This is a genomic window from Bordetella genomosp. 10, from assembly GCF_002261225.1.
Taxonomy (GTDB): domain Bacteria; phylum Pseudomonadota; class Gammaproteobacteria; order Burkholderiales; family Burkholderiaceae_B; genus Bordetella_C.
In genome coordinates this window covers 1,417,723-1,444,001 of the sequence record NZ_NEVM01000001.1, presented here as the reverse complement: position 1 = coordinate 1,444,001, position 26,279 = coordinate 1,417,723, and the positions used below count along the sequence as shown (strand labels likewise).

The 26,279-nt window shown below is 70.3% G+C and carries 24 protein-coding genes; 15 read left to right on the top strand and 9 right to left on the bottom strand.

Features of this window, described 5'->3' with window-relative positions:
• Nucleotides 1-44: 44 nt before the first annotated feature.
• From CAL29_RS06245 to CAL29_RS06225, 5 genes are all read right to left on the bottom strand, one after another.
• Entirely contained in the window at nt 45-605 is a 561-nt protein-coding gene (locus CAL29_RS06245; RefSeq protein ID WP_094852062.1) for a (2Fe-2S)-binding protein, read from the bottom strand.
• Complete coding sequence (locus CAL29_RS06240) at nt 602-1,966, bottom strand: cytochrome c (RefSeq protein ID WP_094852061.1); 1,365 nt, start codon at nt 1,964-1,966, stop codon at nt 602-604. Before CAL29_RS06240 ends, CAL29_RS06245 begins: the two co-directional genes overlap by 4 nt.
• A 258-nt stretch (nt 1,967-2,224) precedes the next feature.
• Nucleotides 2,225-2,992, bottom strand: coding sequence for a citryl-CoA lyase (locus CAL29_RS06235; RefSeq protein WP_256977298.1), 768 nt, complete (start codon nt 2,990-2,992; stop codon nt 2,225-2,227).
• 92 nt (nt 2,993-3,084) lie between these two features.
• Complete coding sequence (locus tag CAL29_RS06230) at nt 3,085-4,284, bottom strand: CaiB/BaiF CoA transferase family protein (protein WP_094852059.1); 1,200 nt, start codon at nt 4,282-4,284, stop codon at nt 3,085-3,087.
• Between the two features lie 89 nt (nt 4,285-4,373).
• A complete protein-coding gene (locus CAL29_RS06225; RefSeq protein ID WP_094852058.1) occupies nt 4,374-5,360 on the bottom strand; it encodes a Bug family tripartite tricarboxylate transporter substrate binding protein in 987 nt (328 codons plus the stop codon).
• A gap of 238 nt (nt 5,361-5,598) precedes the next feature.
• Between CAL29_RS06225 and CAL29_RS06220 the strand changes: the two genes are divergently transcribed.
• Entirely contained in the window at nt 5,599-6,336 is a 738-nt protein-coding gene (locus tag CAL29_RS06220) for an IclR family transcriptional regulator (RefSeq protein ID WP_094852057.1), read from the top strand.
• A gap of 201 nt (nt 6,337-6,537) precedes the next feature.
• A complete protein-coding gene (locus CAL29_RS06215; protein WP_179283931.1) occupies nt 6,538-7,587 on the top strand; it encodes an NADP(H)-dependent aldo-keto reductase in 1,050 nt (349 codons plus the stop codon).
• 58 nt (nt 7,588-7,645) lie between these two features.
• Here the strand turns inward: CAL29_RS06215 and CAL29_RS06210 are convergent, their stop codons facing one another.
• The 4 genes from CAL29_RS06210 to CAL29_RS06195 are packed head-to-tail and all read right to left on the bottom strand — an operon-like array spanning nt 7,646 to nt 11,641.
• Nucleotides 7,646-8,422 carry an ABC transporter permease gene (locus CAL29_RS06210; protein WP_094852055.1) on the bottom strand — a complete coding sequence of 259 codons (777 nt, stop codon included), beginning with the start codon at nt 8,420-8,422 and terminating at the stop codon, nt 7,646-7,648.
• Nucleotides 8,419-9,609 (bottom strand): ABC transporter substrate-binding protein, encoded by a 1,191-nt coding sequence (locus tag CAL29_RS06205; RefSeq protein ID WP_094852054.1) that lies wholly within the window; start codon nt 9,607-9,609, stop codon nt 8,419-8,421. The genes CAL29_RS06210 and CAL29_RS06205 overlap by 4 nt, the downstream gene beginning before the upstream one ends.
• Before the next feature lie 11 nt (nt 9,610-9,620).
• Nucleotides 9,621-10,424, bottom strand: coding sequence for an ABC transporter ATP-binding protein (locus CAL29_RS06200; RefSeq protein WP_094852053.1), 804 nt, complete (start codon nt 10,422-10,424; stop codon nt 9,621-9,623).
• Nucleotides 10,421-11,641, bottom strand: coding sequence for an acyl-CoA dehydrogenase family protein (locus tag CAL29_RS06195; RefSeq protein WP_256977221.1), 1,221 nt, complete (start codon nt 11,639-11,641; stop codon nt 10,421-10,423). Before CAL29_RS06195 ends, CAL29_RS06200 begins: the two co-directional genes overlap by 4 nt.
• 214 nt (nt 11,642-11,855) lie before the next feature.
• Between CAL29_RS06195 and CAL29_RS06190 the strand changes: the two genes are divergently transcribed.
• The 13 genes from CAL29_RS06190 to CAL29_RS06130 all read left to right on the top strand — a co-directional run bounded on the left by CAL29_RS06190 (nt 11,856) and on the right by CAL29_RS06130 (nt 26,267).
• Nucleotides 11,856-12,854 (top strand): Bug family tripartite tricarboxylate transporter substrate binding protein, encoded by a 999-nt coding sequence (locus CAL29_RS06190; RefSeq protein ID WP_094852052.1) that lies wholly within the window; start codon nt 11,856-11,858, stop codon nt 12,852-12,854.
• A gap of 7 nt (nt 12,855-12,861) precedes the next feature.
• Entirely contained in the window at nt 12,862-13,836 is a 975-nt protein-coding gene (locus CAL29_RS06185; RefSeq protein ID WP_094852051.1) for a TauD/TfdA dioxygenase family protein, read from the top strand.
• Nucleotides 13,833-14,681 carry a sulfurtransferase gene (locus CAL29_RS06180; protein WP_094852050.1) on the top strand — a complete coding sequence of 283 codons (849 nt, stop codon included), beginning with the start codon at nt 13,833-13,835 and terminating at the stop codon, nt 14,679-14,681. Before CAL29_RS06185 ends, CAL29_RS06180 begins: the two co-directional genes overlap by 4 nt.
• Before the next feature lie 14 nt (nt 14,682-14,695).
• Nucleotides 14,696-15,652 (top strand): aliphatic sulfonate ABC transporter substrate-binding protein, encoded by a 957-nt coding sequence (locus CAL29_RS06175; protein ID WP_143277618.1) that lies wholly within the window; start codon nt 14,696-14,698, stop codon nt 15,650-15,652.
• Nucleotides 15,649-16,398, top strand: a complete 750-nt coding sequence (locus CAL29_RS06170; RefSeq protein ID WP_094852048.1) for an ABC transporter permease — start codon at nt 15,649-15,651, stop codon at nt 16,396-16,398. The genes CAL29_RS06175 and CAL29_RS06170 overlap by 4 nt, the downstream gene beginning before the upstream one ends.
• Nucleotides 16,395-17,213: an ABC transporter ATP-binding protein gene (locus tag CAL29_RS06165; RefSeq protein ID WP_094852047.1), complete on the top strand. Its 819-nt coding sequence runs from the start codon at nt 16,395-16,397 to the stop codon at nt 17,211-17,213. The genes CAL29_RS06170 and CAL29_RS06165 overlap by 4 nt, the downstream gene beginning before the upstream one ends.
• Nucleotides 17,214-17,272: 59 nt before the next feature.
• The gene (locus tag CAL29_RS06160) at nt 17,273-18,352 is read left to right on the top strand and encodes an LLM class flavin-dependent oxidoreductase (RefSeq protein ID WP_179283930.1); all 1,080 of its coding nucleotides are present in this window, start codon (nt 17,273-17,275) and stop codon (nt 18,350-18,352) included.
• A gap of 148 nt (nt 18,353-18,500) precedes the next feature.
• Nucleotides 18,501-20,162, top strand: a complete 1,662-nt coding sequence (locus CAL29_RS06155) for an ABC transporter substrate-binding protein (RefSeq protein ID WP_094852045.1) — start codon at nt 18,501-18,503, stop codon at nt 20,160-20,162.
• Entirely contained in the window at nt 20,159-21,133 is a 975-nt protein-coding gene (locus CAL29_RS06150) for an ABC transporter permease (RefSeq protein WP_094852044.1), read from the top strand. Before CAL29_RS06155 ends, CAL29_RS06150 begins: the two co-directional genes overlap by 4 nt.
• Complete coding sequence (locus CAL29_RS06145; RefSeq protein ID WP_094852043.1) at nt 21,130-22,023, top strand: ABC transporter permease; 894 nt, start codon at nt 21,130-21,132, stop codon at nt 22,021-22,023. The genes CAL29_RS06150 and CAL29_RS06145 overlap by 4 nt, the downstream gene beginning before the upstream one ends.
• Nucleotides 22,020-23,702, top strand: coding sequence for a dipeptide ABC transporter ATP-binding protein (locus CAL29_RS06140; RefSeq protein WP_094852042.1), 1,683 nt, complete (start codon nt 22,020-22,022; stop codon nt 23,700-23,702). The genes CAL29_RS06145 and CAL29_RS06140 overlap by 4 nt, the downstream gene beginning before the upstream one ends.
• 139 nt (nt 23,703-23,841) lie before the next feature.
• The gene (locus tag CAL29_RS06135; protein ID WP_179283929.1) at nt 23,842-24,957 is read left to right on the top strand and encodes an LLM class flavin-dependent oxidoreductase; all 1,116 of its coding nucleotides are present in this window, start codon (nt 23,842-23,844) and stop codon (nt 24,955-24,957) included.
• Entirely contained in the window at nt 24,954-26,267 is a 1,314-nt protein-coding gene (locus tag CAL29_RS06130; protein WP_094852040.1) for an LLM class flavin-dependent oxidoreductase, read from the top strand. The genes CAL29_RS06135 and CAL29_RS06130 overlap by 4 nt, the downstream gene beginning before the upstream one ends.
• Nucleotides 26,268-26,279 lie beyond the last annotated feature (12 nt).

The window sequence follows — 26,279 nt, the reverse complement described above, 5'->3', positions numbered from 1 at the left end:
CACGCCCGCCTGCCCGTCGTCCCGCGTATTCGCCTCTGCGCGCTTCATTGCCGCTTCCTCCGTGGATGCGGGACCGCCGCCGTCGGCGTCTGCTCGACCAATTCGGCCGGCCGCAGGGAAGACAGGTGGGTCGCGCCGCCGGCCTGTGCCCGCAGGCCCTCGGCCCCGTCCACGATGGCCGCGACGATGCGCATGTGCGTGCCGCAGCGGCACAGGTTGGGCTCCATGTGCGCGACCACCTCGGCCCGCGTGGGCGCGGGATTGCGTTCCAGCAGCGCCTGGGCGCGCATGATCATGCCGGCGATGCAGTATCCGCATTGCGCGGCCTGGTGATCGATGAAGGACTGCTGCAAGGGCCCGGGCCGCTCCGGCGTCCCCAGGCTCTCGACCGTGCGCACGGGCCGGGCGCCGACGGCGGCGACCGGCACCTGGCACGAGAACAGGGGCGCGTCGCCGACGATGACGGTACAGGCGCCGCACTGGCCCAGTCCGCAACCGAACTTGGCGCCGTTGAGCTGCAACTGGTTGCGCAGCACGTATAGCAAGGGCGTGGACGGATCGACGTCCAGTTCGTGCGCCTTGCCGTTGACGGTCAGCGTGATCATGGCTGATGGGTCTCCTTGGCCTGCGCCTCCCCGGCCCGCGTCTTCGGGGCCGGCGCGGGCTCGGCGGTTTCCTTGCGGGCGGCGGCGACGGCGGCCTGCAAGCCGGGCCAGGACGGACGGCGCGCGACCTGCACGCGCATATAGTCCAGCACCTGCGCCACTTGCGCGTCGTCCAGCACGGCGCCGAAGGCCGGCATGTAGGGGGTGGCTGTGCTGCCTTCCTGCGGAATGCCGTGCAGCACCAGATTGATGGCGTTGCGCGGATCGTCGGCGATGGCCGCGCTGCTCAGCGCCAGCGACGGCCGGCCGCCGATGCGCACCATCGGCGCGCCCTCGTCGTGACAGGCCGCACAGGTGGCGGTGTAGAGCGTCGCGCCCAGGGTCGTCGCCGCGGCCGGCTGTGCGGCCACGGACGAAGCGGTCGCCGTCGCGGTCGCCGCTGCATCATCCTTCCGCGCGCCCGGCAGGTCCAGCAAATAGACCGCCATGGCGCGCACGTCGGCCTCGGGCAGATTCGCCAGTTGCCGCGTCACTTCCCGCATCGGTCCGGCCGCCGCGCCGTGCTCGGTCGCCAGGCCGGTGCGCAGGTAGGCGGTCAACTGGTCGACCGTCCAGGGCCGGGGCGCGTGCGCCAGCGCCGTCAACGCCGGCGCTTCCCAACCCTCCACGACCGCGCCGGCGTAGGCGCGGCCGCTGGCCGGCGCGCCCAGGGCATTCAAGGGGGTGTGGCAGGCCGCGCAGTGCCCCGCGCCTTCCACCAGGTAACGGCCGCGCAGCCATGCCTCGCCGCGGCCGGCGGCGGCGGCGGGCAAGGGACCGTCCGGCAGATACAGCAGGTTCCATACCGCCAGCAAGGGCCGGAAGGAATACGGGAAGGACAGCGCGTTGTCCGGCGGACTGGTCGCCACGGGGGTGCGCGTCATCAGGTAGGCGTACAGATCGTGCACGTCCTGGTCGGACAAATGCGTGAAATGGGGATAGGGAAACGCCGGATAGAGCAAGGTCCCGTCGCGCGCGACGCCCGCGCGCATGGCCCGCGCGAAGGCCGCCAGGGACCAGCGGCCGATGCCGCTGTCGGGATCGGGCGTGATGTTGCTGCTGTACAGGGTGCCGAACGGCGTGCGCAGCGGCGCGCCGCCGGCGTAGACCGGCCCGCCCGCCGCGGTGTGACAGGAAATACAGTCCCCCGCCGCGGCCACGCGCAAGCCGCGGTCCACCGACGCGCGATCGAAGGACGCGGCGGGCGGCGGCGCGATCTCCGCGATCCCGCGTTGCCACGTCGCCGCCACGAACGCGATGAGCGCGACGATAGCCACCACCACCACGCCGGCCAGTGTCGCCGCGATAGTCTTGCCCCGCATCCCGCCCTCCGAACCAATGTGTGGCCAGACTGTACCGGCGCGGGGCTGACAGGGGATTTAAAAAGCCCCCACGCCGCGCGGCTGACGCCGCTTGCTGCCCCCCGAGGGGGCGTTTTTGCCTTGGGGCGGCCCGGCGGCAAAAAAGACCCCGCGCGCTACGCCCGCTTACAGGTCTTCAAAATCGAGGAAACACCGAAGGGGAAACCGCTGCTCGCCCAACCTCTCGCCCAACATCCCGCCGGGGGCGCCGGCATGCCGTCAGGCTTTCGGCACGTCCCGGGGAGGATGTCCATCGTAAACCGGAATGTACTGGCGCGGTATCGGTCCTTTGTTCCTGCCCCCTTGGTTGGTCTGCTCCCACGCATGAGCAAGAATGCCGACCGAGCGCGAGAGGCAGAACAGGCCACGGGCGAGCGGCGCGGGAAAGCCCAGTTCCGCATAGATCACCGCCGTCGCGCCGTCGATGTTCATGGGAATGGCCTTGCCCTTGCGCGCCGCCAGTTCCGCCTCGATGCCCCGCGCGATGGCGGCGTAGCGGCCCGGCACGGCGCCGGCCGCGGCGGCTTCGTCCACCAGTTGCAACAGGCGCGGCGCGCGCGGATCGAGATGATGGAAGCGATGGCCGAAGCCCGACACGAACTTGCCATGCACGTCGATGAAGGCGTCCAGCCCGGCGCGGACCGCGTCTTCCTGGCTGGCGCCGGCGTCGATGCGGGCGGCCACGTCCTGGTACAGCTCGACCGCCTGCTCGCCGGCGCCGCCGTGCACGTCGCCCAGCACGTTGACGGCCGAGGCCATGGCGTTGTTCAGTCCCACGCCGCAGGTCGCCGCCATGCGCGCGATGGCGATGCTGGGCGCCTGCGGGCCGTGGTCGACCGCGGCCATCAGCGCCGCTTCCAGCAGCTTGCCCTGCCGCTCGGAGGGCAGTTCGCCGCGCAGCATCAGCCACGCCATCTGGGCGAAACCGACGTTGCCGATCAGGTCCTGGATCGCATAGCCGTGGTAGCGGATCACGCCCGGCTTCATGTCGATGATGGAGGTATGCCACCACTGGCGGCTGGCCAGGCCGTCGTCGGCCGCGGGGGCAACGCCCTTGTTGGTTCCGGCTTCGCTGCTGCTCATATTGCTTTCTCCTCTTTCAGGCCGCGGATCTGCTCGGCGTCATAGCCCAGCTCGCGCAGCAATTCCTCGTTGTGCTGGCCCAATTGCGGCGGCGGCGTATCCACCGACGGCGTGGCGCCGTCCAGCTTGAAACCCGTGCGCACCACGCGCACGTCGCGTCCCACCCCCGGCACGTCCGGGAAGGTGGCCACCATGCCGCGTTCGGCGACCTGCGGATGGGCCAGGGCCTGCTCGACGCTGTAGACCGGCCCGGTCGGCACGCCCGCCTGGGTCAGCAAGGGCCACCATTGCAGCGCCGACTGCCTTGCCAGCGCCTGCTCCAGTTCCGCCGTCAGGGCCTCGCGATGGCGCAGGCGCGCCTGGCGCTCGGCGTAGTCCGGATGCGAGATCAGGTCCTCCCGTCCCACCACCCGGCACAGGGCCTCGAACTGCTCCTGCTTGTTGGCCGCGATATTGAGCAGGCCGTCGCCGGTGCGGAAGGTGCCGGACGGACTGGCGGTGACGTTGTCGTTGCCCATGGGCGCCGGCGTGCGGCCGGCCACCAGGTAATTCGACACGGCCCAGCCCATGGTCGCCATGGTGGCTTCCAGCATGGAAACGTCGATGAAGCGCGCGCTGTCGCGGTCCCGCTCCGCCAGGGCCGCCGCCACCGCGAAGGCCGCCGTCATGCCGCCGACGGTGTCGGCGATGGGATAGCCGACGCGGTAAGGCGCGGTGTCCGGCGCGCCGGTAATGCTCATGACGCCGGACATGCCCTGCACGATCTGGTCATAGGCCGGGTAGTCGCGCAGCGGCCCCTGTTGGCCGAAACCGGAAATCGCGCAATACACGAGGCGCGGCTGGTGCTGGCGCAGCACCTCGAAGCCCACGCCCAGGCGGTCCATCACGCCCGGGCGGAAGTTTTCCACCACCACGTCGGCCTGGGCCACGAGGCGCAGGAAGACTTCCTTGCCGCGCGCATGCTTCAGGTTCACGGTGATCGAGCGCTTGCCGGCGTTCTGCGCCAGGAAGGAGACGCCCATCAGGCCGCGGTTCAGGTCGGCGTCGGCGCCCAGTTGGCGCGCCAGGTCGCCGGTCCCGGGCGTTTCCACCTTGATCACGTCGGCGCCCATGTGCGCCAGTTGGTGGCAGCAGAACGGCCCCGCCAGCACGTTGGTGAGGTCGAGCACGCGGATGCCGTGCAACGGCTTGGACATGAATGATTCCTCTTGGGAGACACGCGGAGCGCGGCGCCTGGCCACCTGGCCGGCCGCCGCGACCCGCGTCGGGGTTTATTCCACGGGGTTTATTCCATCTTGGCGCCCGAGGCGCGCACCGTGTCGCCCCAGCGCTTGTATTCCGACTTCAGGAAGGTGGCGAAGTCTTCGGGCGTGCCGCCGATCGGCGTGCTGCCTTCCGCGGCGAAGCGCTCGATGGTCAGCGGCTTCTTCAGGGCCTCGTTGACCACCGTGTTGATCTGCCGCACGACGTCGCCGGGCGTGCCGGCCGGCGCCACCAGGCCCTTCCAGTCGCGCGCGTCGAAATCGGCATAGCCCTGTTCGGCGATGGCGGGCGTATCGGGCAAGGCCTTCAGGCGATCCTTGGACGTCACCGCCAGCGGACGCAGCTTGCCGCTGGAGATCAGCGGCAGCACGGTGGCGGGCGTCGCGAAATAGATGTCGACCTGGCCGCCGATCATGTTGGACACGGCGTTGGCCGCGCCGGGATGCGGCACGTGCAGGAACTTGACGCCCGCCGCCTGCATGAACATGGCGCCGGCCAGGTGGCCGACGGTGCCGATGCCGGCCGACGCCATGGTGATGGCCTCCGGCTTGGCCTTGGCCGCCGTCACCACGTCGGCCAGCGTCTTGTACCGGCTGGTCGCGCTCACCACCAGCACCACGGGCTGCCCGGCGACCAGCACGATGGGCACGAAGTCCTTGAGCGAGTCATAGGGCATCTTGGGATACAGCGAAGGATTGATGGCCAGGTTGGACGTCTGCCCCATGCCTATCGTCAAGCCGTCCGGCTTGGCGCGCGAGAGCAGCCCCAAACCGATGTTGCCGCCGGCGCCCGCCCGGTTTTCCACCACGATGTTCCAGCCCGTCGACTGGCCCATGAACTGCGCGATCAGCCGCGAGGCGGCGTCCGTGCCGCCGCCCGGCGGGAAGGGCACGATCATGGTGATGGGGCCGGACGGGTACTTCGTATCCGCGCGCGCCAGGCTTGGCAGCGTGAAACCGGCGGCGGCGGCAGCCATGCCGGCGAGCAGAACTCGGCGTTGATGATCCATGTTGTCTCCTGGAGTGTGGTCTGGATGAAGCGGGATGAAGAAACGCGTTGGCGGTGGAATGCCGGCGCTGGGATGCCGGCTTCAGCCTTGTTCCGGTTGATTTCATTAGATAGAATATCGTTCTATCTATGATGGCTGGCGCGGCATGCCGCTGTCAAGCCACGCCGTCCCGCCCTACCGTCGCTGCCTGCCGGCGTCCGTTGCCGGGCCCGGGAATACGCAATGGAGCCCTACACCCATGCCCCGAAAATCCGCCGTCCCCTCTCTCGCCGACGAGAATGCCGCCGCCGGCGGCGTGGCCGCCGTCGACCGCGCCCTGTCCCTGCTGAATGCGTTCTCGGCCTCGCTGCCGCAACCCGACCTGGCCGAACTGGCCGAGCACACGCGGCTGCACAAGAGCACCGTGCTGCGCATGATGGCGTCGCTCGAACACGCGCATCTGGTGCGGCGGCGGCCGGACGGGCGCTATACCCTGGGGCCCGGCGTGGCGCGCCTGCACCAGGTCTATGCGTCATCGTTCTCGCTGGCGTCGGTGGTGATGCCCGCCCTGCGCCAATTGGTCGCGCTGACGCAGGAAAGCGCCGCCCTGCACGTGCGCCAGGGCGACCGTCGCCTGTGCCTGCATCGGGTCGATTCCCCGCGGCCGGTGCGCGACCACACGCGCGCCGGCGACCTGCTGCCGCTGGACCGGGGCGCGGGCGGACGCATCCTCGGCGCCTACGGCGGCGGCACGGAAGACATCCATGCGCGCATCCGCCGCGAGCAGGTGGTGGTGCTGGTGGGCGACCGACTGCCCGAGCTGGCCGGCATCGCGGCGCCCGTGTTCGGCGCCGACGGCGAATTCGTCGGCTCCATCACCCTGACCATGCCGGCGGAACGCTTCGACGCGGGTTATCAAGTGCCGGTCAAGCAGGCCGCGCGCGCGTTGACGGAGGCGCTGGGCGGCAGCTATCCCGCGCCCGAGCAGAGCGCCTGAAGAAGGCGGCGCCGGCGCCGGCCTTGCGCCGCGCTTAAAGCCTTACGTCCCGTGCGCCATGATGGCGGGCGGCGGGAGGCGGGGAGTAAGATCGGCTCCTGTGTGCGGCCAGGCGCTCCCCGGATGCGCCCTGCCCGTTCTCCTCCTCACTGCGCGGGCGCGCGCGCCGCGCCCCCTATCTCCCATCCCCGGAGCACTTCCTTGAAATACCGCAAACTCGGCGATACCGATTTGAACGTCAGCCTGATCGGCCTGGGCACCATGACCTGGGGCCAGCAGAATTCCGAGGCCGAAGCGCACGAACAACTGGACTACGCCCTGGCGCACGGCGTGAACCTGGTCGACACCGCCGAGATGTACCCGGTGCCGCCCAAGGCGGAAACCCAAGGCCGCACCGAGAGCCATATCGGCACCTGGCTGGCGCGCACCGGCCGCCGCCAGGACATCGTTCTCGCCAGCAAGTGCGCCGGCCCGGCGCGCGACCCCAAGCGTCCCGGCCACATCCGCGACGGCAAGACCTTCTTCGACCGCAAGAATCTCACCGCCGCGCTGGACGCCAGCCTCAAGCGCCTGCAGACGGACTATCTGGACCTCTATCAACTGCACTGGCCGGACCGCACCACCAACACCTTCGGCGTGCCCTACTACCCCTGGGTCGAAGACGAGCACACCGTGCCCATCGCCGAAACGCTGGAGGTGCTGCAGGACTTCGTCAAGCAGGGCAAGGTCCGCCACGTCGGCGTGTCCAACGAAACGCCATGGGGCGTGGCGCAGTTCCTCAAGCATGCGGAACGGGACAAGCTGCCGCGCGTCGTGTCCATCCAGAATCCCTACAACCTGCTCAACCGCCAGTATGAAAACGGCCTGTCCGAATTCAGCCATCACGAAGGCGTGGGCCTGCTGGCGTATTCGCCGCTGGCCATGGGGATGCTGACCGGCAAGTACCTGGACGGCGCGCGGCCCGAGGGCGCCCGCCTCTCGCTGTTCACCCGCTTCACGCGCTACAGCAATCCCCAGGCGGAAGCCGCCACGGTCGAATACTGCAAGCTGGCGCGCGAACGCGGCCTGACGCCGACCCAGTTGGCCCTGGCCTTCATCAACACGCGGCCTTTCACCACCAGCAACCTGATCGGCGCCACCAATCTCGACCAGTTGAAGGAAAACATCGAAAGCGTGGACGTGCCCTTCGATGCCGACCTGCTGAAGGCCGTCGACGCCATCCACACGCGCTGGCCGAACCCGGCGCCGTAAGCGAAGGCCCTGTAAGTAGGAGTGGCGACGGCGCGGCAGGCAACGCGCCGGCGCCGCCTCAGCCCCTCCACAAGCGGTATAGCGAACGCGCCGCCGCGTCCAGGAGAAAGCCCAGCAGGCCGATCAGCAAGACCATGGCCATCAGTTCCGAGTACGCAAGCCGGTCCCGCGTATCGAGGATGAAGTAGCCCATGCCGGCCGAAACGCCCAGCATTTCGCAAGGCACCAGCACGATCCACAGGATGCCGATGGCCAGGCGCACCCCGGTCAGCACATTGCCCAACACGCCGGGAAGCACGACGGTGAACAGCACTTCACGGCGCGTCGCGGCGACGCTGCGCGCCAACTGCAGCCAGCGCGGATCCAGTTGCTGAACCCCCGCCGCCGTATTCAGCAGGATGGGCCAGACGGCCGCGAAAGTCAGCAGGAAGTACACGGGATCGTCGCCCACGCCGAACAGCATCACGGCGATCGGCATCCACGACAAGGGCGAGATCATGCGCAGGAACTGCATGGCGGGCGAAAGCGCCGCCTCGACGCGTTGCAGGCTGCCCACCGCGAGCCCCAGCGGAACGCCGATCAGCAACGCCAGTCCCAGGCCGACCAGCACGCGCCGCAGGCTGACCAGGACATGCCAGGGCAAGTCCGAGGACAGCAGCAGATGCCCCAGGCTGGCAAAGCTCGCGCTCGGACCGAAACGCCGGCCGAGGCTGGCGCTCGGCGTCAGGACCTCGGTGCCGAGCCACCAGGCCAGCAGGATCGCCAACAAGCCGGCCGCCCCCCACGCGGCGCGGGCCGGGCCGCTCAACGGACGGCCGAAACGGGAGGAGGTCATGCCTGCACGGCCTCGCTGCGTTCGTACGAAGCCGGCAGCCCGAAGCCTGCCGCGCCGCCGTTCTCCTCGATGGCGCGCCGCACGTAGCGATCGTCGACCAGGTCCCGCGCCGCCTTGGCCGGATCGAGGCTGGCGAGGAAACCATGCTCGCCTTCGATGAGCGTGCCCTGCAGGCGCCGCACCAGTTCCTCGGTATAGCTGGCAAACGGATAGGGCTGGAAGTCGATGCGCTTTTCCGCCCATTGCGGATGGCGGATGGCGCGCGTGGCGAGATAGGACTGTTCGTCGGAGGCGGGCGGCGCCAGCACCTTGTCCAGCGCGGCCAGGGTATGCGGGGTGTAGCGGTTGGCGCCTTCCTTGGAGAGCAACTGCGCGGTTTCGGCGCGATGCGTCCGGATCCAGGCCTGGGCCTTGACGATGGCGCTCACCACCCCTTGCGACCAGACCGGGCGCTCCTGCAGATCGCGCTCATGCATGAACACCACGCAACAGGCATGGTCGCGCCAGACGTCGCCGGTGAAACGCAACACCTTGCCGATGCCCATGGTCTCGGCCACCGCGTTGAAGGGCTCGGCCACGATATAGCCGGCGATCTGCTTCTGCGCCAGCGCCGGCGGCATGTCCGACGGCGCCATCACGACCAGGTTGACTTCCTTCGGGCCGACCCCGCCGCCCTTGCGCACAACCGCCGTCAGGCCGTTCTCGCGCAGCAGGTACTGGAGCACGACGTTGTGGATGGAGTGCCAGAACGGAATCGCCACCGTCTTGCCCGCCAGATCGGCGACGTCGTTGACTTCGGGCTGGACGGTCAGCGCCGACCCGCCGATATGGTTCCATGCCACGACCTTGGCCGGAACCTGGCTGCCGTAGCGCGCCCAGAGCGTCATGGGCGAGAGCAAGTGCACCACGTTGACCTGCCCCGAAATGAACGCCTCGATCACCTGCGCCCAGCTCCGCAGCAGCGTCGGCTTCTCGGCCTTGAGGCCCGCCTGCTCGAAATAGCCGTTGTTGTGCGCGACCAGCAGCGGGGTCGCGTCGGTGATGGGCAGGTAGCCGATGCGCACCGGCGCGTCGGGCTCGCTTTGCGCGCGCGCCTGCAGCGCCGTGAGCAGCGGCAAGGCGCCGCCCGCGGAGAACAGCGCGGACAACTTCAACATATCGCGCCGGGTCATGGTATCGAAGCACATCGCCGTCTTTCCTATGCAGTCTGTTGTCTGGAATGGCAGGGGGAAGCCGCCGCCAGCCGGATGGATTCGTGCAGGCGGTCATAGATTTCGGCGCGCAATGCGCCCATCCCGTCTTCACGCGGATGGGCCGCGTCGATACGCCACGACGCGGCGATCCGGCCCGGCGCGCCGCCCAGCAGCAGCACCCGGTCGGCAACGGCCAGGGCCTCGTCGATATCGTGCGTGATCAACAGGGTGGCGGTGCCGAAGTCCGCCACGACCTTGAGCAGGAGCTGCTGCATGCCCGCGCGGGTCACTTCATCCAGGGCGCCGAAGGGTTCGTCCAGCAGCAGCACCCGCGGCTGGCGCGCCAGGCAGCGCGCCAGCGCCGCGCGCTGCGCCATGCCGCCGGACAACTGCGCGGGACGCAGATGGCGCGCCGTCGACAAGCCGACTTCCTCGATGGCGCGGTCCACCCGCGCGCGCCGGACGGCAGCATCCACCGCCGGCTGGCGCCGGAAATTCAGTCCGTAGGCCACGTTCCGTTCCAAGCTCAGCCACGGCAACAAGGCCGGATCCTGGAACGCCACGGCCACCGCCGGATGCACGCCCTCCAAGGGCTGGCCGGCCATCTCGATCTCGCCGCCGGCCAAGGGCTGCAAGCCCGCCAAGGCGCGCAGCAGGCTGGACTTCCCGACCCCGCTGGCGCCCAGCACCGCCACGATCTCGCCCGCCGCGAGATCGAGATCGATGCCGTCCAGGAGACGCTTGCCGAGCGCGTCGTACGCCACGCTGACGCGGCGGGCGCGCAGGATGACAGGTGCGCCGGCGATCATCGGTCTGCGCCCCCGTCGCCGCGCTTGCGGGCTATCTCGGTTCTCAGTTGCAGCAGGCTGGGCGTCACGATGGGGACAAAGGCCGCTTCCCGCCAACGGCGGGCGAAGCCCGGGCGGCGCCCGGTCAGATAGGCCGCCCCGCCACAGGCCTGCAACTCCAGTTGCACCGCCGCGCCCGCGCTTTCCGCCAGCTCGATGCGCAATTCGAAAAGATCCAATGGCCGGGACGCCAGCGCGCCCGCGCGCACCCCCGCGATCAAGGCGGCGCTGGCCGCCTCCACGCGACGCGACAGCGCGTCGACGGACGCCGCCAGGATGGCGCCGGCCGCGCCGCCCGGGCATGCGGACCGCGCTTCCTCCACGCCACGCCGCGCGAGCCCGATGGACAAGGCGCACTGCAAGCCCACGAACACCGGCCGCAAGGCCGGCAGGTACGCGCGTGCGTCGGCATGCAGCAAGGACGCCTCGCCGGCGGGCGTGTGGGCCACGGTAATGGCCGCGGTATTGGTCGAGCGCAGGCCCATGAGTTCCAGGTCGGCGCCGCGCGCGAGGCCCGGCGCGTCATGGGGCAGCGCCACGACGGCGGCCTGCCCGTCCGGCCGCGCGACGGCGGCCGCGACCAGGAAACCCTGCGGCCGCAGGTTCGTCACCCAGGGCATGACGCCGTCCAGGCGCCACGCCGCGCCGTCCTCGCGCGCCGAGATCTGCAGCGATTCGATGCCGGACAAGTACTTCATCGCATTGGACAGCGCGGTGGCGCCCGCCATGCGCCCCCGCACCAGTTCCGGCAGCCATCGCCCGGCAAGCGCGCGGTTGGGCGTATGCAGCAGGAACTCGATGAAGGAGCGCTGGCTCCAGCCCACGAACGCCGCCGCCATCGAAAGGCTGCCCACCGCCGCGATCGCCTCGATGGCATGACCGGCGTCCGTATCGGGGATGCCGCCGTACGCGGCGGGGACGCCCCACCGGAACAGGCCGGCGTCGGCCAGCGCGGGCAAGAGCGTGGCGGGATCCTGCGCGCCGCTGTCCAGCGCGTCCGCGTGCGCGTCCAGCCAGGCCGACAGCCCGGCCGGCAAGACATCCGCCTGCCGCCATGGCGGCGAGGCCGACGTATGCGGCGGGATTCCAGGGCGCGCCGCGCCTTCGTGGGCTTGCGGCGCAGCCGCCTGCATGGCGGGGGGAACGAAGGCTTCGGTATTTCTGGGCGGGCGCGCCATCGAGGAGTCCGGTTTCCGGTTTCGGGGGAAGCAATGGATTGTATTGCGGCCAAGCCGGCTTATTGCCGCGATGCCGTGGATAGGATGCGCCTGCTCGAAGGCATCGCTTTCTTTGTGTTTGAGTCTATACAAACAATAAATCCGTCGTTCGTGCCGCCGCGCGAGGCCACTAGGATGAATGGCTTCACTGTCCCTCCGATGAGGCCATGCCGCCATGGGCGACCCCACCCCTCCGTTCTCGCGGCGCCGCTTTGCCGCGGCGATGGCGGCCCTGTTGCTGCTGCCCGCCGCGCGTGCCGCGGACACCGCCAGCCCATACCCTGACCGGCCGATACGCCTGGTCATTCCCTATGCGCCCGGCGGCGGCCTGACCGTCGTCGGCCGCCCGCTGGCGCAACGCCTGTCGGAACGGCTGGGACAACCCGTCATCATCGACCCGAGGCCGGGCGCCGGCACGACGCTGGGCACCGCCGTGGTCGCGCACGCGCCGGCCGACGGCTATACCTTGCTGCTGACCCTGGCCGCATTCGCCACGGGGCCCGCCGTCTACGCGCACCTGCCCTACGACATCGAACGGGATTTCGCGCCCGTATCCACGGTCAGCGCATCCACCTCCATCCTGGCAGTGCCGCCCTCCCTGCCCGTGCATACGCTCGCCGAACTGAAGGCGTACGCCCTGCGCAAGCCTGGCGGCGTCAACTACGCCTCCAGCGGACAAGGGGGCGACATGCACCTGTCCATCGCGTCGCTGTTCAAGAAAGCCGGCATCCCGGGCACCCATGTTCCCTACAACGGCGGCGGCCCGGCCGTGAACGCGCTGTTGGCGGGACAGGTCGACGTCATGCTCGTACCCGCTTCCTTCGGCCTGCCATTGGTGCTCGGCGAAAGACTGCGCCCCATCGCGGTGACCTCGCCGCAACGTTGGCGCAAGGACCTGACCCAGGTGCCCACGCTTGCCGAGGCCGGTTTCGAAGGCGTGGACCTGGACGGCTGGTCCGGCGTGTTCGCGCCCGCCGGCACGCCGCGCCCCGTCATCGCCAGGCTGAACCGCGAAATCAACGCCATCCTTGCCGAACCGGCCTTCAGGGACTATCTGGCCAGCGTCAACCTGCGACCGCTGGGCAGCACGCCGCAGGCATTCGCAGCCACGATCAGGCAAGACGCCGGGCGGTGGCGCGAGGTGGCCCTGCAAATCGGCCTGCAACCGGAGTAACCCGAACATGCTTCAATCGACCCATCGCCGCGATCCGGAATTCACGCTCTTCGACGTCGTGCCCGGCCCTGCGGCTTTCGGCGCCGCGGCGCATATCGACGACGTGCGCGCCCTGGATGCCGCCGCCACGGCCGACCTGCGCAGGGCCTGGCTCAAGTACCAGGTCCTGAGCATCCCGGGCCAGCATCTGGACGATGCCGCGCAGATCGTCCTGGGACGCCGATTGGGGACGCTGAAGATCACCAATCCGCTGCCCAATCCCCTCGCGCGGGCCGACCTGCCCGGCCATCTCCCGGGCCTGGCGCAAGCGCCGCGAGACCTGCGCTATCCCGAGATCACGATCGTCTCCAATATCGTCCGGGACGGCCGGGCGTTGGGCGGCCTGGGCAGCGGCGAACTGACCTGGCACAGCGACATGTGCCAGTTCGAGCGGCCGCCCAGCGCCACCCTCGTGTATGGCGCGGAAATTCCCCCGGGCCAGGGCAGCACCTCGTTCGCGAACATGGAACTGGCCGCGGCCGGCCTGCCCGAGGCGGAACTGGCCGCGCTCGCCGCGCTCTCCATCAAGCAGGACGAAGTGATGGACTCGGCCGGCCATCCCCGCGCCGGCCATGCGCCGGTGACCGATGTGCGGCGTTCGCCGGGGCGGGCGCAGCCCTTGGTCACCCGCCATCCGGAAACCGGCCGTCCCGCGCTTTTCCTGGGACGCCGGCTGTACGCCTATGTTCCCGGCCTTTCCCTGGCCGAGTCGGAACGCCTGCTGGACCGGCTGTGGGCGCACGCCACCCGACCCGATTACGTCTGGACCCACCACTGGAAGCAGGGCGACATCGTCATCTGGGACAACCGCAGCGTGCTTCACAAGCGCGATCCCTTCGATCCGGCCGCCCGGCGGATGCTCCGCCGCGTCGTCGTCGAGGGCGATGCGCTCTCTCGCTACGAACCCGCCGCCACGCTTTCCCACAACCACGCACACGCATGACATCCGTCCTCGAATCCACGCTGCGCGAAGGCACGCTGAACGCGGAGACGCTGCGCGCGCTGGCGGCGCGCACCGCCCTGAACCTGGTCGAGATCCGCGCCCAGCCATCGACCGCCGCGCCGGCAGCCGCCGGCGCCGTCCCCGTCTTCTGGAAGGACTTGCTATGGCTGCCCGACGTGCGCGACTTCGCCGACGCCCGGTTGCTGGGCGAGCGCCTGCGCCGTCTCGGACTGGATCCGGGCCGGCCGACCGTTCTCTACGGCGAGCATCGCCAGTATGGCTTCTACGCGCGCTGGGCGCTGCGCCATGCCGGACTGCGTCCGGTTTTCGTCCTGGAACGGCCGGAGCAACTGGCTGCGGCGCTGCCGGCGCCGGCCCCGCACCTTGCCCCGCCGCCGATCGACGAGGGGCCCGCGCCCCGGCGAGCGCTGCGCCAGGAGGTGCTGGCCGCGCTCGGACGCCGCGACGTCCAGATCGTCGATGCCCGCTCGCGCGAGGAGTATGACGGCTGGCGGGTCAGCCCGCCCGGCGGCCACGACCATGGCGCCGAACGCGCCGGCCATATCCCGGGCGCCCGCCATCTGCACTACCTGGATTTCCTGGATGCGCATGGGCAATTGCGGCCCGACGACGAGTTGCACGCGCGCGCCGATGCCGCGGGGCTGCGCGCGGATCTGCCCGTCATCGCCTATTGCCGGCTCTCCCACCGCGCCAGCCTGCTGGTTTTCGTCCTGCAGGAACGCCTGGGCTATGCGGACGTTCGCCTGTACGACGGATCCTGGACCGAATGGGGCAGCAGCGTCGGATCGCCCATCGCTCATCACCGTCCCTCCCCGCCTCCTTGACCGCCACGCCCACCATGCGCCTCTTCCTTTCCCCCTCGCTCCGCGCGGCCGCCGCCGCGCTGCTGGTCTCGCTCTCCGCCTCCGCCTCGGCCGCCGACGTCGTCTTGCGCATCGGCTATTTGCGCACCCAGGGCTATATCGCGGACTTTCCCCTCGCCAAGGTCGAGATCCCCGGGGTCAAGCTCGAACTGGTGCCGCTGGAGACAGGCAACGACGCCCTGGAGGCCGTCAATGCGGGCGCCGTCGATATCGGTGAAACCGGCGAGGTGCAGCCCATCTTCGCGCAAAGCGGCAGGCGTCCTGTCCGCGTCATCGCCGCCACCGCGCCGCAGACGGCGGCCACGGCCATCCTGGTGCGCAAGGATGCGCCCATCGAGACCGTGGCGGACCTCAAGGGCAAGAAGATCGCCTTCGTGCAAGGCACCAACAGCCATTGGCTGCTGATCCAGGTCCTCGCCAGCGCGGGCCTGAAGCAATCGGACATACAGCCGGTCCTGCTCGGCCCGGCGGACGCCATCGCCGCCCTGGCGAACGGCAGGATCGATGCCGCCATCACCACGGCGCCCACCATACAGATCATCGAGGCGCAGGGCGGCCGCGTGCTCGCGGACGGCAAGGGCCTGGTCAACAGCTCGCTCTACTACCTGGCCACCACGCGCACCATCGCCGGAGAAAAGCGGCCGGCGCTGGATGCCTTCGTCAAGGCGCTGGATACCCACCTCGGATGGATACAGCAGAACCTCGACGCGCGCGCGGACTGGCTGGCGCCGAAGTACGGCCTGCCACCCGGCATCGTGCGGGCCGCGTCGAACGTCATGGTGCCGAACCTGGTGCCGGTCGGCGACGGCAAGCTGGCGGCCTACACGCAACGCATCGCCGACGCCTTTGCCGGGCAGAAGCTGATTCCCGGCCGCATCGACACGCGCGAGGAATTCGACGGCAGCTTCGATCGCAATCTCGCCGCGCCATGAACCGACGCCTTCTACGCTACGCCGTGCCCTTGCTGCTCGTCGCGGCATGGCAGTTCGCGGGCGGCCTGGACGGGACCGATCCAACGCGCCTGAGCACGCCCTGGCAGACCCTGGAGGCATTCGGCCGGATGCAGCACGACCGCGTCCTGCTGCCCTCCCTGGGCATCTCGCTGGCCCGCGCGGCCGCCGGCCTGCTGGCGGGCGGCGGCCTGGGGCTGCTGCTGGGAGTGGCGGTGGGCCTGATGCGCGGCGCGGAGACCCTGCTCGACGCCACCTTCCAGATGATACGCACGCTCCCGCACCTGGCCCTGGTGCCCCTGTTCCTCATCTGGTTCGGCATCGGCGAGGAAGCCAAGGTGGCGCTGGTCGCCCTGGGCAGTTTCTTTCCGCTGTACCTCAACACCTTCAAGGCCATACGCGGCATCGATCCCCGCCTGCTGGAACTGGCGCGCATCCAATCGCTCACGCGCGCCCAGCTCATCCGCGAGATCGTGCTCCCCGGCGCCATGCCCGGCATCCTGGTCGGCCTGCGGCTATCGCTGGGCGCCGCCTGGATCAGCCTCATCGTCGCCGAGCAGGTCAATGCCGACGCCGGCATCGGCTTTCTCACCATGCAGGCGCGCACCTTCGGACAAACCGATGTCATCATGGCTTGCCTGGCGATCTACGCCGCGGTCGGCCTGCTGGCCGACCTGTTCGTGCGCTACCTGGAAAAGCGAGGCGCCGCATGGCAGGCCGGAGCATGAGCGCCGTCGCCCGCGCCGGCCACTACGGCGCTCCGGCGGCGCCCGCGCCGCGTCCGCCGAAAGAAGCCGCGACCGCCGCGACCGCCGCGCCAGGCATGCCCGTGGCGCGGCTGCGCGGCGTCAGCCGGCGGTTCGGACGGCACGACGTCCTGCATGCGCTGGATCTCGACATCCATGAAGGCGAATTCCTTGCGCTCATCGGCAAGAGCGGTTCCGGAAAGTCCACGCTGCTGCGCGTGCTCAGCGGCCTGGACAACGGCGCGCAAGGACAGATCGAAGCCGACGCCCATACCGGCTACGTATTCCAGGATGCGCGCCTGGTCCCGTGGCGGCGCGTCTGGGAGAACGTCACGCTGGGGCATGGCGCGTCCCGCGCGACGCGGCGCGCCCTGGCCGCGGCCTTGCTGCGCGAGGTCGGGCTCGAGGATCGCCTGGACGCCTATCCCGCCGCATTGTCGGGCGGCCAGGCGCAGCGCTGCGCCCTCTGCCGCGCATTGCTGCGGCGTCCGCGCCTCCTGCTGCTGGACGAACCTTTCGGGGCGCTGGACGCGCTCACCCGCATGCAGATGCAGGCGCTGGTCGCCCGGCTATGGGCGGACCATGGCATGGCGGCCCTGTTGGTGACGCACGATGTCGAGGAAGCCTTGCTGCTCGCCGATCGCGTGCTCGTGCTGGACCAGGGGCGCATCGCGTCCCGCCACGACATCGCCATGGCTCGCCCCCGCAATCGCACCGATCCGGCGCTGCAGGCCCTGCGCGAGCGTCTGCTCGGCGAACTGGGCCTGGGCGCGAACGGCGGCCCCCGCGCGATATAGCGGTCGACCCATCCCCGCGCCGCCGGCGGCGCGACATGAACCGGCAGGAGCAAGCCAACGTGACCCGTCTCCCCCCATCCCCGCCCGACGACATCCGCTACGGCATCTGGGCGCCGCACCGCGGCCACTGGGTGACGCCCGCGCGCGATCCCGTCGCCGCACCGTTCGCCCTGGCGCGCGACGTGGTGCTGAGCGCCGAGCGCAGCGGCTACGCCACCGCCCTCTTCGCCCAGCACACCATCAATCCCGCGGGCCAGGACGCCGAGGTGCTGGAGGCGTGGACGGCCGCCGCCGCGGCGGCGGCCCTTACCTCCCGGATCGAGATCATCGCCGCCGTCAAGCCCCGCCTCTATCATCCCGCCGTCCTCGCCAAGATGGCCCTGGGCATCGAGGACATCAGCGCCGGCCGTTTTGCGATCAACCTCGTCAGCGCCTGGTACAAGCCGGAACTCGAGCTGTCCGGCATCGGATTCCCGCCGCACGACGAGCGCTACGCCTATAGCGCCGAATGGATGGAAATCGTGCGCGCGCTGATGGAAGGGCATACGGTCGACCATGACGGCCCTTCCTTTCGCCTGCGCGACTTCTCCTTGCGCTCGACGCGCCATGGCCGGCGGCGCCCCTACGTCTATTCGGGCGGCGAATCCGAGCAGGGCCGCCGGCTCGCCGCGGATCATGCCGACTGCTGGCTGGTCAACGGCCGGCCGGTCGAGGACCTGCAGCCCATGATCGCCGACGTGGCGGCGCGGCCGCGCAAAGGGGCCCCTCTGCGCTTCGGCACCACCGGGTTCGCGCTGGTCAGGGAAACCGAGGCGCAGGCCCAGGCCGAACTGGCGCATTGGCTGTCGGTGCAGGACGGCGACGCCGACACCGTGCGCCGCCAGGTCGGCCATATCGACCCCGAAGCGCGCACGATCCACTACGTCAAGCAATACAAGGAAGGGCGTCTGATCGGCGCCAACGGCGGCACCATCCCCGGGTTCGTCGGCAGCTACGACCAGGTGGCGGAGAGAATCGCCGCATTCCACCGCATCGGCATCGGCACGTTCCTGCTGTCCTTCTTTCCCATGATCGAGGAGCAGGAACGCTTCGCCAGGGAAATCTTCCCCCGGGTGCGCGCCTTGGCGGGACGGCCCTGACGTCCCTGGCATCTCTTCCAGGCGTCCTTCGCTGCGCGCATTTCCACCTTCGCCGCGCGTATTTCCAAATGGGGAGACAGTATTTAAACGCCGTGGATCCAGCGTTTAGAGTGTCAGGTATCTTCACGACGTCCAAGGCAGTCCATCCATGCACCGCAGTGTCCGAAGGAATGGCGCAGACAACTGTCGCCGGCCCGCGCGCCATCCCGAACCGGCGACAACGCCCACACTGCGCCACCGCGGGGCCCGCCTGTTCGGCGCAACGCTGCTCTGGACCGCCGCCGCCCTGCAAGCGGCCTGCGCGGCCACCGCGACGGCCGCCGCGCCGCGGTACGGCGGCATACTCAAGGTAGCGCTGGACGGCGACCCGCAATGCGTCGATCCTCAGCAGCCGGGCAACAACACCGCGCTGAACGTCGCGCGCCAGATCACCGACTCGCTGACCGACCAGGATCCGGAGACCGGCGCCATCGTTCCCTGGCTGGCCACCCGCTGGACCGTCGACGACGACAGCCGCCGCTTCGCCTTCACGCTGCGCGACGGCGTCACGTTCGCCGACGGCACGCCGGTGGACGCCGACGCCGTCAAGGCCAACTTCGAAGCCATCGTCAAGATGGGCGCGCGCTCGTCGCTGGCCTCCACCTACCTGGCCGGCCTCGACGGCGTCGACACGCCGGACGCCCATACCGTGGTGGTGCGATTCAAGCAGTCCAACGCGCAGTTCCTTCAGGCCACCTCCACCATGAGCATGGGCCTGCTCGCCAAGGCGACCCTGGCCAGGTCGTACGAGGAACGCTGCCAGGGACAACTGACAGGCTCCGGCCCCTTCGTCCTCAAGAGCTTCGTCCACAACCAGGCCGTCAAGCTGGCCCGGCGCGACGACTACGCCTGGGGTTCGACGCTGGCGCGCCATGCGGGCAAGGCTTACCTGGAGGGCATCGAATTCCGCGTCATACCCGAGTCGGGCGTGCGCACGGGCAGCCTGGTCTCGCGCCAGATAGACGTCAACACCAGCGTCCTGCCGCAGGACGAGAAGGTATTGCAGGCACAGCAGATCCCCATCCTCGCGCGCGGCAATCCGGGCCTGGTCTACAGCCTTTATCCCCAGGAGTCGCTTCCCATAGGCGGCGACGCCGCCGTCCGGCGCGCGCTCGTCAAGGGCATCAACCGTCCTGAACTGCAAGCCATCCTGTCGCAGTACCAGCGCGCCGCCACCTCGCTGCTGGCGCGGACCACGCCGCTCTACGTCGACCATGCCGCGGACCTGGCCTACGATCCCGAGGGCGCGGCCAAGCTGCTGGACGACGCCGGCTGGAAGCCGGGCCCGGACGGCATCCGCGTCAAGAACGGCCAGCGCCTGGCCATCCCGCTGGAATACTGGCAATCCGTCACCTACCTGGAACTGGTGCAGCAACAACTGCGCGCGATCGGCATCGACCTGCAATTGAAGAAAAGCGTGATCGGGCAGGTAAACGCCAAGCGCGACAGCGGCCAACTGGCGATCCAGTTCTACAACCTGACGCGCGCCGATCCCGACATCCTGCGCACCGTCTTCCTGGCCAGCGGACGCAACGTCAACTTCCGCCAGCCGTCCGAGGTCGACGACGTGCTGGCCCGCTCGGCCGCCACGCTGGACACCGAGGCGCGGCGCAAGCTGGTCGACCAGGCCGTCACGCTGCTGCTGCGCGACGGCCACGCGATTCCCCTCGTGGAGCTGGCGACCGTCGGCGCGACCGGCAGGAACGTGCACGGCCTGCACTACGAGGCATCCTCGCGCCTGCAGTTCTTCGATACGTGGGTCGACCGATGAAACGGGGCGCGCCGGCCTGCGCCTATCTGGCGACGCGCGTGGCCCAGGCCGTCTTCGTCCTGTGGGCGGCTTACACGCTGTCTTTTCTCATCCTGTACATCCTTCCCAGCGACCCCATCAGCATCATGCTGAACCAGGGCGACGGCCTGGCCGATCCCGTCCAGGTGGCGGCGTTGCGCGCGGCCTACCACCTGGACGAGCCGCTGCTGGCGCAATACGGCATCGCCCTCGGCAACGCCTTGCGGCTGGACCTGGGCAATTCCATCCAGACGGGCCAGCCCGTGACCGCGATGCTGGCGCAGGCCGCGCCGGCCACCGCGGCGCTGGCGTTATCCGCGCTGGGCGCGGCATTGGTCCTCGGCGTCGCGCTGGCGCTGGCCGCCAGCGCCGCCAGCGCCGGCGGCACGCCGCGCCTGCGCCAATTGCTGCATTCGCTGCCCTCGCTGGGCGTGTGCCTGCCCACCTTCTGGATCGGCCTGCTGCTGCTCCAATGGTTTTCCTTCGGCCTGCCCCTGTTCCCCGCCATGGGCAACGAAGGATGGCGCTCGCTGGCGCTGCCGGCCGCGACGCTCGCCGTTCCCACCGCGGCGACCGTGGCGCAAGTGCTGCTGCGGTCGCTGGAAGGCGTCTGGCGCCAGCCCTTCGTCCACGCGCTGCGCGCCAAGGGCCTCACGCGCGTCCGCCTGCTGCTCGTTCACGTGCTGCCCAATGCCGCCATCCCGTTGCTGACCATGGCCGGCGTCATCATGGGCAATCTCCTGGCCGGCTCGGTCGTCACCGAGACCGTCTTCTCGCGCGAAGGAATAGGCCGGCTCGCGCAGAGCGCGGTGGCGGTCAAGGACATTCCCGTGGTGCAGGGCGTGGTCGTGCTGGCCGCCGCGGTGTTCGTGGCGATCAACCTGGCGGTCGACCTGGCCTATCCGCTGCTGGATGCGCGCATCACCCGCGAACGTGGACGGGCGCTGGCATGACGGATCCTGCCTGCACCCTGTCCCCGGCCGCCGGCCGCGCCGAGGCAAGCGCCGGCGCGCCATCGCGCGCGGCCCAGGCCCTGCGCGGCATCCTGCGCCGGCCCGCCCTGCTGGCCAGCATGCTGGTCCTGGCGCTGATCCTCGGCTGGGCCGTGGCGCCCGCCCTCTTCGCCAGCGCCGATCCGCTGCGCGGCGTCCCGCGCGACGCGCTGCAGGCGCCGTCGACGGCGCACTGGTTCGGCACCGATCATCTGGGGCGCGACATCTATGCGCGCACCGTGCACGGCACCGCCGCATCGCTGCGCGCGACGAGCCTGGCGGTATTGATCGCGCTCTGCAGCGGCGGCGCCATCGGCCTGTCGGCCGGCTTCCTGGGCGGCCGCGCCGACGCCGCGCTGATGCGCGCCACCGACGTCCTGATGGCCATCCCGACGCTGCTGCTGTCGATGGCCATCGTCACGGTGCTGGGCTTCGGCACCGTCAACGTCGCCATCGCGGTCGGGCTGTCCTACATCGCCACGTTCGCGCGGCTGATGCGGGGAGAAGTCATGCGCTGGCGCGGCGCGACCTTCGTCGAAGCCGCGATCGCCGGCGGCGTACGCACCGGCGCCGTCCTGCTGCGCCACGTGCTGCCGCACGCGGCCGGTCCCGTGCTGGCGCTGGCCGCGCTGGAATTCGGCGCGGCGGTGCTGGCCGTGTCCTCCTTGAGCTTCCTGGGCTTCGGCGCGCCGCCGCCGCAACCCGAATGGGGGCTGCTCATTTCCGAAGGCCGCAACTACATGGCGGCGGCCTGGTGGTACACGACCATGCCGGGCGCCGTCGTGGCGGCCGTGGTGCTGGCCGCCAACCAGGTGGCGCGCGCCGTGCAAGAACAGGGAGACGCGCGATGACGGAAGAACACCCTCGCCTGCTGACGGTCAGCGGACTGACCGTCTCCTACGACGCCGCGTCGCCGCCGGCGCTCGACGGCGTCAGCCTGCACATCCGCCCGGGAGAAATCGTCGCCGTGGTGGGCGAGTCCGGCTCCGGCAAGTCCACGCTCGCCGCGGCGTTGACCGGCCTGCTGCCCGGCAACGCGCGGCGCCACGGCGGCATCCGCTTCGAGGACCGCGACCTGGCGGCCGCCACCGAGAAAACCTGGGTGGCGCTGCGCGGCCGGCGCATCGGGTTCGTCCCCCAGGACCCGGGACTGTCGCTGGATCCGATCCAGCGCATCGGCGTGCAATTGCGCGAAGCGCTGACCGTGCATGGAGCGCCGCGGCGCCATGCGGCGCAACAGGTGGCGCGCCTGCTGGCGGAGGTCGGACTGGATGACGGCGCCCGCGTGGCGGCCGGTTTCCCGCACGAATTGTCCGGCGGCATGCGGCAGCGGGCGCTGATCGCCATGGCCATCGCCAACGAACCCTCGCTGATCGTCGCCGACGAACCGACCAGCGCGCTGGACGTCACCGTGCAGCGCCAGGTGCTGGACCACCTGGAAGGCCTGGCGCGGCGCAAGCGCATCGCCGTCCTGCTCATTACCCACGACCTGGGGGTGGCGCTGGACCGCGCCGATCGCATCGTCGTCATGCGGCAGGGATGTGTCGTCGAAACGGGCGGCACGGCCGCGCTGTTCGAAGACCCGCGCCATCCCTATACCCGCGCGCTGCTGGCGGCCGCGCCCATGCTCGCGCACCGGATGCCGGCGCGGTCCGCGCATGTCCCGGCGGTGCCCGCGGCCAATGTGATCGCGCTGCCGCCACGCCCGCCCCGTGCGCGGGACACGGACCCGCCGGCGAGCCCGCTGCTGCGCCTGGAAGGCTTGACCAAGGTATTCCCCGGCGGCCTGAAGGCGGTCGACGACGTGTCCTTCGAGGTGCCGCGCCACGGCACCACCGGCGTGGTCGGCGAATCGGGCTCGGGCAAATCGACGACGGCGCGGATCGCGCTCTGCCTGGAACGCCCGAGCGCCGGCAGGGTGCTGTTCGACGGCCAGGACGTCACCCATCTGTCGCGTGGCGCCCTGCGGGATTTCCGCCGCCGCGTGCAGGTGGTCTACCAGAATCCCTACGCCTCGCTCGATCCTCGCTACACGCTGGCGCGCATCGTCGCCGAGCCCCTGGAGGCCTATGGCGTCGGCAACGCGGCCAGCCGGCGCGCGCGCGCCGCGGCCTTGCTCGAACAGGTCGAACTGTCGCCCGCCCTGCTCGACCGCAGGCCGGCCCAGCTCTCGGGCGGACAGCGCCAGCGCGTCGCCATCGCCCGCGCGCTGGCCATCGGCCCGGAACTGGTCGTGCTGGACGAGGCGGTCTCGGCCCTGGACGTCTCCGTACAGGCGCGCATCCTGGACCTGCTGGCGCGGCTGCAACGCGACCTGGGCGTGAGCTACCTGTTCATTTCGCACGACCTCGCGGTGGTGCGGCAGATATCCCATCGACTGGTCGTGCTGCGCGCCGGCGCGGTGGTCGAACAGGGGCCGGCATGGCGCGTCTTCGAGCAGCCCCGGCATCGCTACACGCAGGCGTTGCTGGCGGACAGCCCGGGACAGCGGGGCGCGCCGCGGCGGGACGGACTGCACCTGGCCGCCTGAAGCCTCCTGAAGCCCGGCCGGCCCACGGCCTCCCCGCCCCGCCAAACGCCACCCCGCCATGCAAGGCGACAAACCGCCCCGCCCTGCCCTCGCGATCGCCGTCTCTTCCTCCAAAACGCCGCCAAGGACCTTGCGGACCATGACATCCATCCCTCGTTTTCATATCGGACTGGGCCTGAACGCGATCGCGCACGAAGGCCACGCCGGCCATGCCGGGTCGCATTGGGAGCAGGCCATCGTCGACGCCGATGCCGCCGGCGTGGACTTCGTCACCCTGGATGACCGGGCCGGACTGGCCAGCGGCGCCGGCCAGTCGCCATTGGACGCCCTGCTCCTGGCCGCGCGGGTGGGGCCGTTGACGCGCCGCATCGGCATCCTGCCGGGCGCCGTCATCCCCCTGAACGAACCCTTTCACGTTTCCACGGCCATCGCCACGCTGGACTACGTCACGGGCGGCCGCGCCGGCCTGCTTCCCGCCGTGCCCGACGCCGACCGCGCCGGCGCCGTACACCGCCTGGCCGGCGCGGACCTGCCAGGCTTCCCGGCGCCGCGGCGCGACGCGCTCTACGCGGACGCGGCGGCGGCCTTGCGGGCCATCCGCCTGCTATGGGACAGTTGGGAAGACGACGCCATCATCCGCGACGCCGGCAGCGGCCGGTTCATCGACCGGGACAAGCTGCACTACGTCGACTTCCAGGGCGCCGGCTGGTCCATCCGCGGCCCCTCCATCGTGCCGCGGCCGCCGCAGGGCCAGCCGCCGGTCGCCATCGGCGTGCGCGACGACGAGGACATCGCCTGGGCCGCCAAGGCCGCCGACATCGTCTTCCTCCCCGTCGCGGGCGACGCGGCGGCCGAGGCCGCGCTGCGCGCGCGGCTGCGCCAGGCGCGGGCGGATGGACCCGCCGGACCGCTGCGCCACTATGCCGATCTCGCGTTCTCCCTCGACCCGCTGACCCGGGAAGACGGCTGGCGCGACGACGCGCGCGGCAACCATTACGTCGGCACGCCCGACACCCTGGCCGCGCGCATCGTGGACTTCCAGGCTCGCGGCTACGACGGCGTGCGCATCCATCCCCGCAACCTCGCGCGCGACCTGCCCGCCATCGACCAGGCGGTCCTGCCGCGCTTGCGCGATGCCGGGCTGCTGCCGGCGAATACCGATGGGCCCGGTCCCGACCTGCGGCGTCGCCTGGGCCTGCCGCCCGCCCCCAACCGCTATCTCGATGCCACGGCGCCAGGAGCGCAGCAATCATGACCCGCAAGCAGATCATCCTCGGCGCGCACTTCCCCGGCGTCAACAACATGACCGTCTGGAGCGACCCGCGCGCCGGCAGCCAGATCGACTTCGCCTCGTTCAAGCGCTTCACCCAGGCGGCCGAGCGCGGCAAGCTCGATTTCATTTTCCTGGCCGAGGGGCTGCGCTTGCGCGAGCAGCGGGGACGCTTGCACGACCTGGATGTGGTCGGCCGGCCCAATACGCTGGCGGTGCTGGCCGCGCTGGCCGCGGTAACGTCGCGCATCGGCCTGGCCGGCACCCTCAACGCCACCTTCAACGAGCCCTACAACCTGGCCCGCCAGCTCGCGACCCTGGACCATCTCTCGGCCGGCCGCGCGGCGTGGAACGTCGTCACCTCGCCCGGCGCGTTCACCGGCGAGAACTTCCGCCGCGGCGCCTACCTGCCGTTCGACCAGCGCTACGAACGCGCGCGGGAATTCGTCTCGCTCGCGCGCCGCCTGTGGGACGGCGGACGCCACGACATCGATTACCAAGGCGTCCACTTCGACATCCGCGGCCGCTACGACGTGCCGTCGCCTCCGCAGGGACATCCCGTCATTTTCCAGGCCGGCGACTCCGACGCCGGCCGCGAATTCGCCGCCGGCAGCGCCGACGCCATCTTCACCCGCCACGGCGCGCTGGCGGAGGGCCAGGCCTTCCACGCCGACGTCAAGCGCCGGCTGGCGCGGTACGGCCGCGCGCCCGGCGCGCTGAAAATCCTGCCCGGCGTGGGCGTGGTGCTGGGCGACACGGCGGAAGAAGCGACGTGGCGCTACGCCGAAGTCCGTCGGCAGCAGGTCAGTCCCCAGACGGCGATCGTGCTCCTGGAGCAAGTCTGGAATCGCGACCTTTCCGCCTACGATCCCGAAGGTCCGCTGCCGGACGTCGAGCCCGACCTGGAAGGCGGCACCGTTGCCAAGGGCAGGACCCGCCAGCATGACGACAACCTGGCCACCGCGCGCCGCTGGCGCGAACTCGCCCGGCGCGAGGGCCTGGGAATACGGGATCTCATCATCCGCGTGACAGGGCGCCAGCAGTTCGTCGGCACGCCGGCCCAGGTGGCCGATGAAATCGATCGCTACGTGCAGGCCGACGCCGCCGATGGCTTCATCATCGCCCCGCACCTGATTCCGTCCGGCATCGAGGAATTCGTCGATCGCGTGGTCCCCTTGCTACGGGAAAAAGGCGTGTTTCGCCACGACTATGCCGGCCAGACCTTGCGCGAGCATCTGGGCCTGCCCCCCGCGCAACGCCTTTCCGAATCGCGCGCCGAGGCGTTGGCGCACTGAGATTGCCGGACG

Bases quoted from the DNA above. Each gene is read 5' to 3' on its own strand.
- CAL29_RS06225 (WP_094852058.1), bottom strand. From the start codon at position 5,360: ATGGATCATCAACGCCGAGTTCTGCTCGCCGGCATGGCTGCCGCCGCC.
- CAL29_RS06195 (WP_256977221.1), bottom strand. From the start codon at position 11,641: ATGGCGCGCCCGCCCAGAAATACCGAAGCCTTCGTTCCCCCCGCCATG.
- CAL29_RS06150 (WP_094852044.1), top strand. From the start codon at position 20,159: ATGAAACGGGGCGCGCCGGCCTGCGCCTATCTGGCGACGCGCGTGGCC.
- CAL29_RS06180 (WP_094852050.1), top strand. From the start codon at position 13,833: ATGACATCCGTCCTCGAATCCACGCTGCGCGAAGGCACGCTGAACGCG.
- CAL29_RS06190 (WP_094852052.1), top strand. From the start codon at position 11,856: ATGGGCGACCCCACCCCTCCGTTCTCGCGGCGCCGCTTTGCCGCGGCG.
- CAL29_RS06175 (WP_143277618.1), top strand. From the start codon at position 14,696: ATGCGCCTCTTCCTTTCCCCCTCGCTCCGCGCGGCCGCCGCCGCGCTG.
- CAL29_RS06210 (WP_094852055.1), bottom strand. From the start codon at position 8,422: ATGACCTCCTCCCGTTTCGGCCGTCCGTTGAGCGGCCCGGCCCGCGCC.
- CAL29_RS06165 (WP_094852047.1), top strand. From the start codon at position 16,395: ATGAGCGCCGTCGCCCGCGCCGGCCACTACGGCGCTCCGGCGGCGCCC.
- CAL29_RS06170 (WP_094852048.1), top strand. From the start codon at position 15,649: ATGAACCGACGCCTTCTACGCTACGCCGTGCCCTTGCTGCTCGTCGCG.
- CAL29_RS06135 (WP_179283929.1), top strand. From the start codon at position 23,842: ATGACATCCATCCCTCGTTTTCATATCGGACTGGGCCTGAACGCGATC.
- CAL29_RS06240 (WP_094852061.1), bottom strand. From the start codon at position 1,966: ATGCGGGGCAAGACTATCGCGGCGACACTGGCCGGCGTGGTGGTGGTG.
- CAL29_RS06145 (WP_094852043.1), top strand. From the start codon at position 21,130: ATGACGGATCCTGCCTGCACCCTGTCCCCGGCCGCCGGCCGCGCCGAG.
- CAL29_RS06130 (WP_094852040.1), top strand. From the start codon at position 24,954: ATGACCCGCAAGCAGATCATCCTCGGCGCGCACTTCCCCGGCGTCAAC.
- CAL29_RS06140 (WP_094852042.1), top strand. From the start codon at position 22,020: ATGACGGAAGAACACCCTCGCCTGCTGACGGTCAGCGGACTGACCGTC.
- CAL29_RS06200 (WP_094852053.1), bottom strand. From the start codon at position 10,424: ATGATCGCCGGCGCACCTGTCATCCTGCGCGCCCGCCGCGTCAGCGTG.
- CAL29_RS06235 (WP_256977298.1), bottom strand. From the start codon at position 2,992: ATGAAGCCGGGCGTGATCCGCTACCACGGCTATGCGATCCAGGACCTG.
- CAL29_RS06185 (WP_094852051.1), top strand. From the start codon at position 12,862: ATGCTTCAATCGACCCATCGCCGCGATCCGGAATTCACGCTCTTCGAC.
- CAL29_RS06245 (WP_094852062.1), bottom strand. From the start codon at position 605: ATGATCACGCTGACCGTCAACGGCAAGGCGCACGAACTGGACGTCGAT.
- CAL29_RS06205 (WP_094852054.1), bottom strand. From the start codon at position 9,609: ATGTGCTTCGATACCATGACCCGGCGCGATATGTTGAAGTTGTCCGCG.
- CAL29_RS06155 (WP_094852045.1), top strand. From the start codon at position 18,501: ATGCACCGCAGTGTCCGAAGGAATGGCGCAGACAACTGTCGCCGGCCC.
- CAL29_RS06220 (WP_094852057.1), top strand. From the start codon at position 5,599: ATGCCCCGAAAATCCGCCGTCCCCTCTCTCGCCGACGAGAATGCCGCC.
- CAL29_RS06230 (WP_094852059.1), bottom strand. From the start codon at position 4,284: ATGTCCAAGCCGTTGCACGGCATCCGCGTGCTCGACCTCACCAACGTG.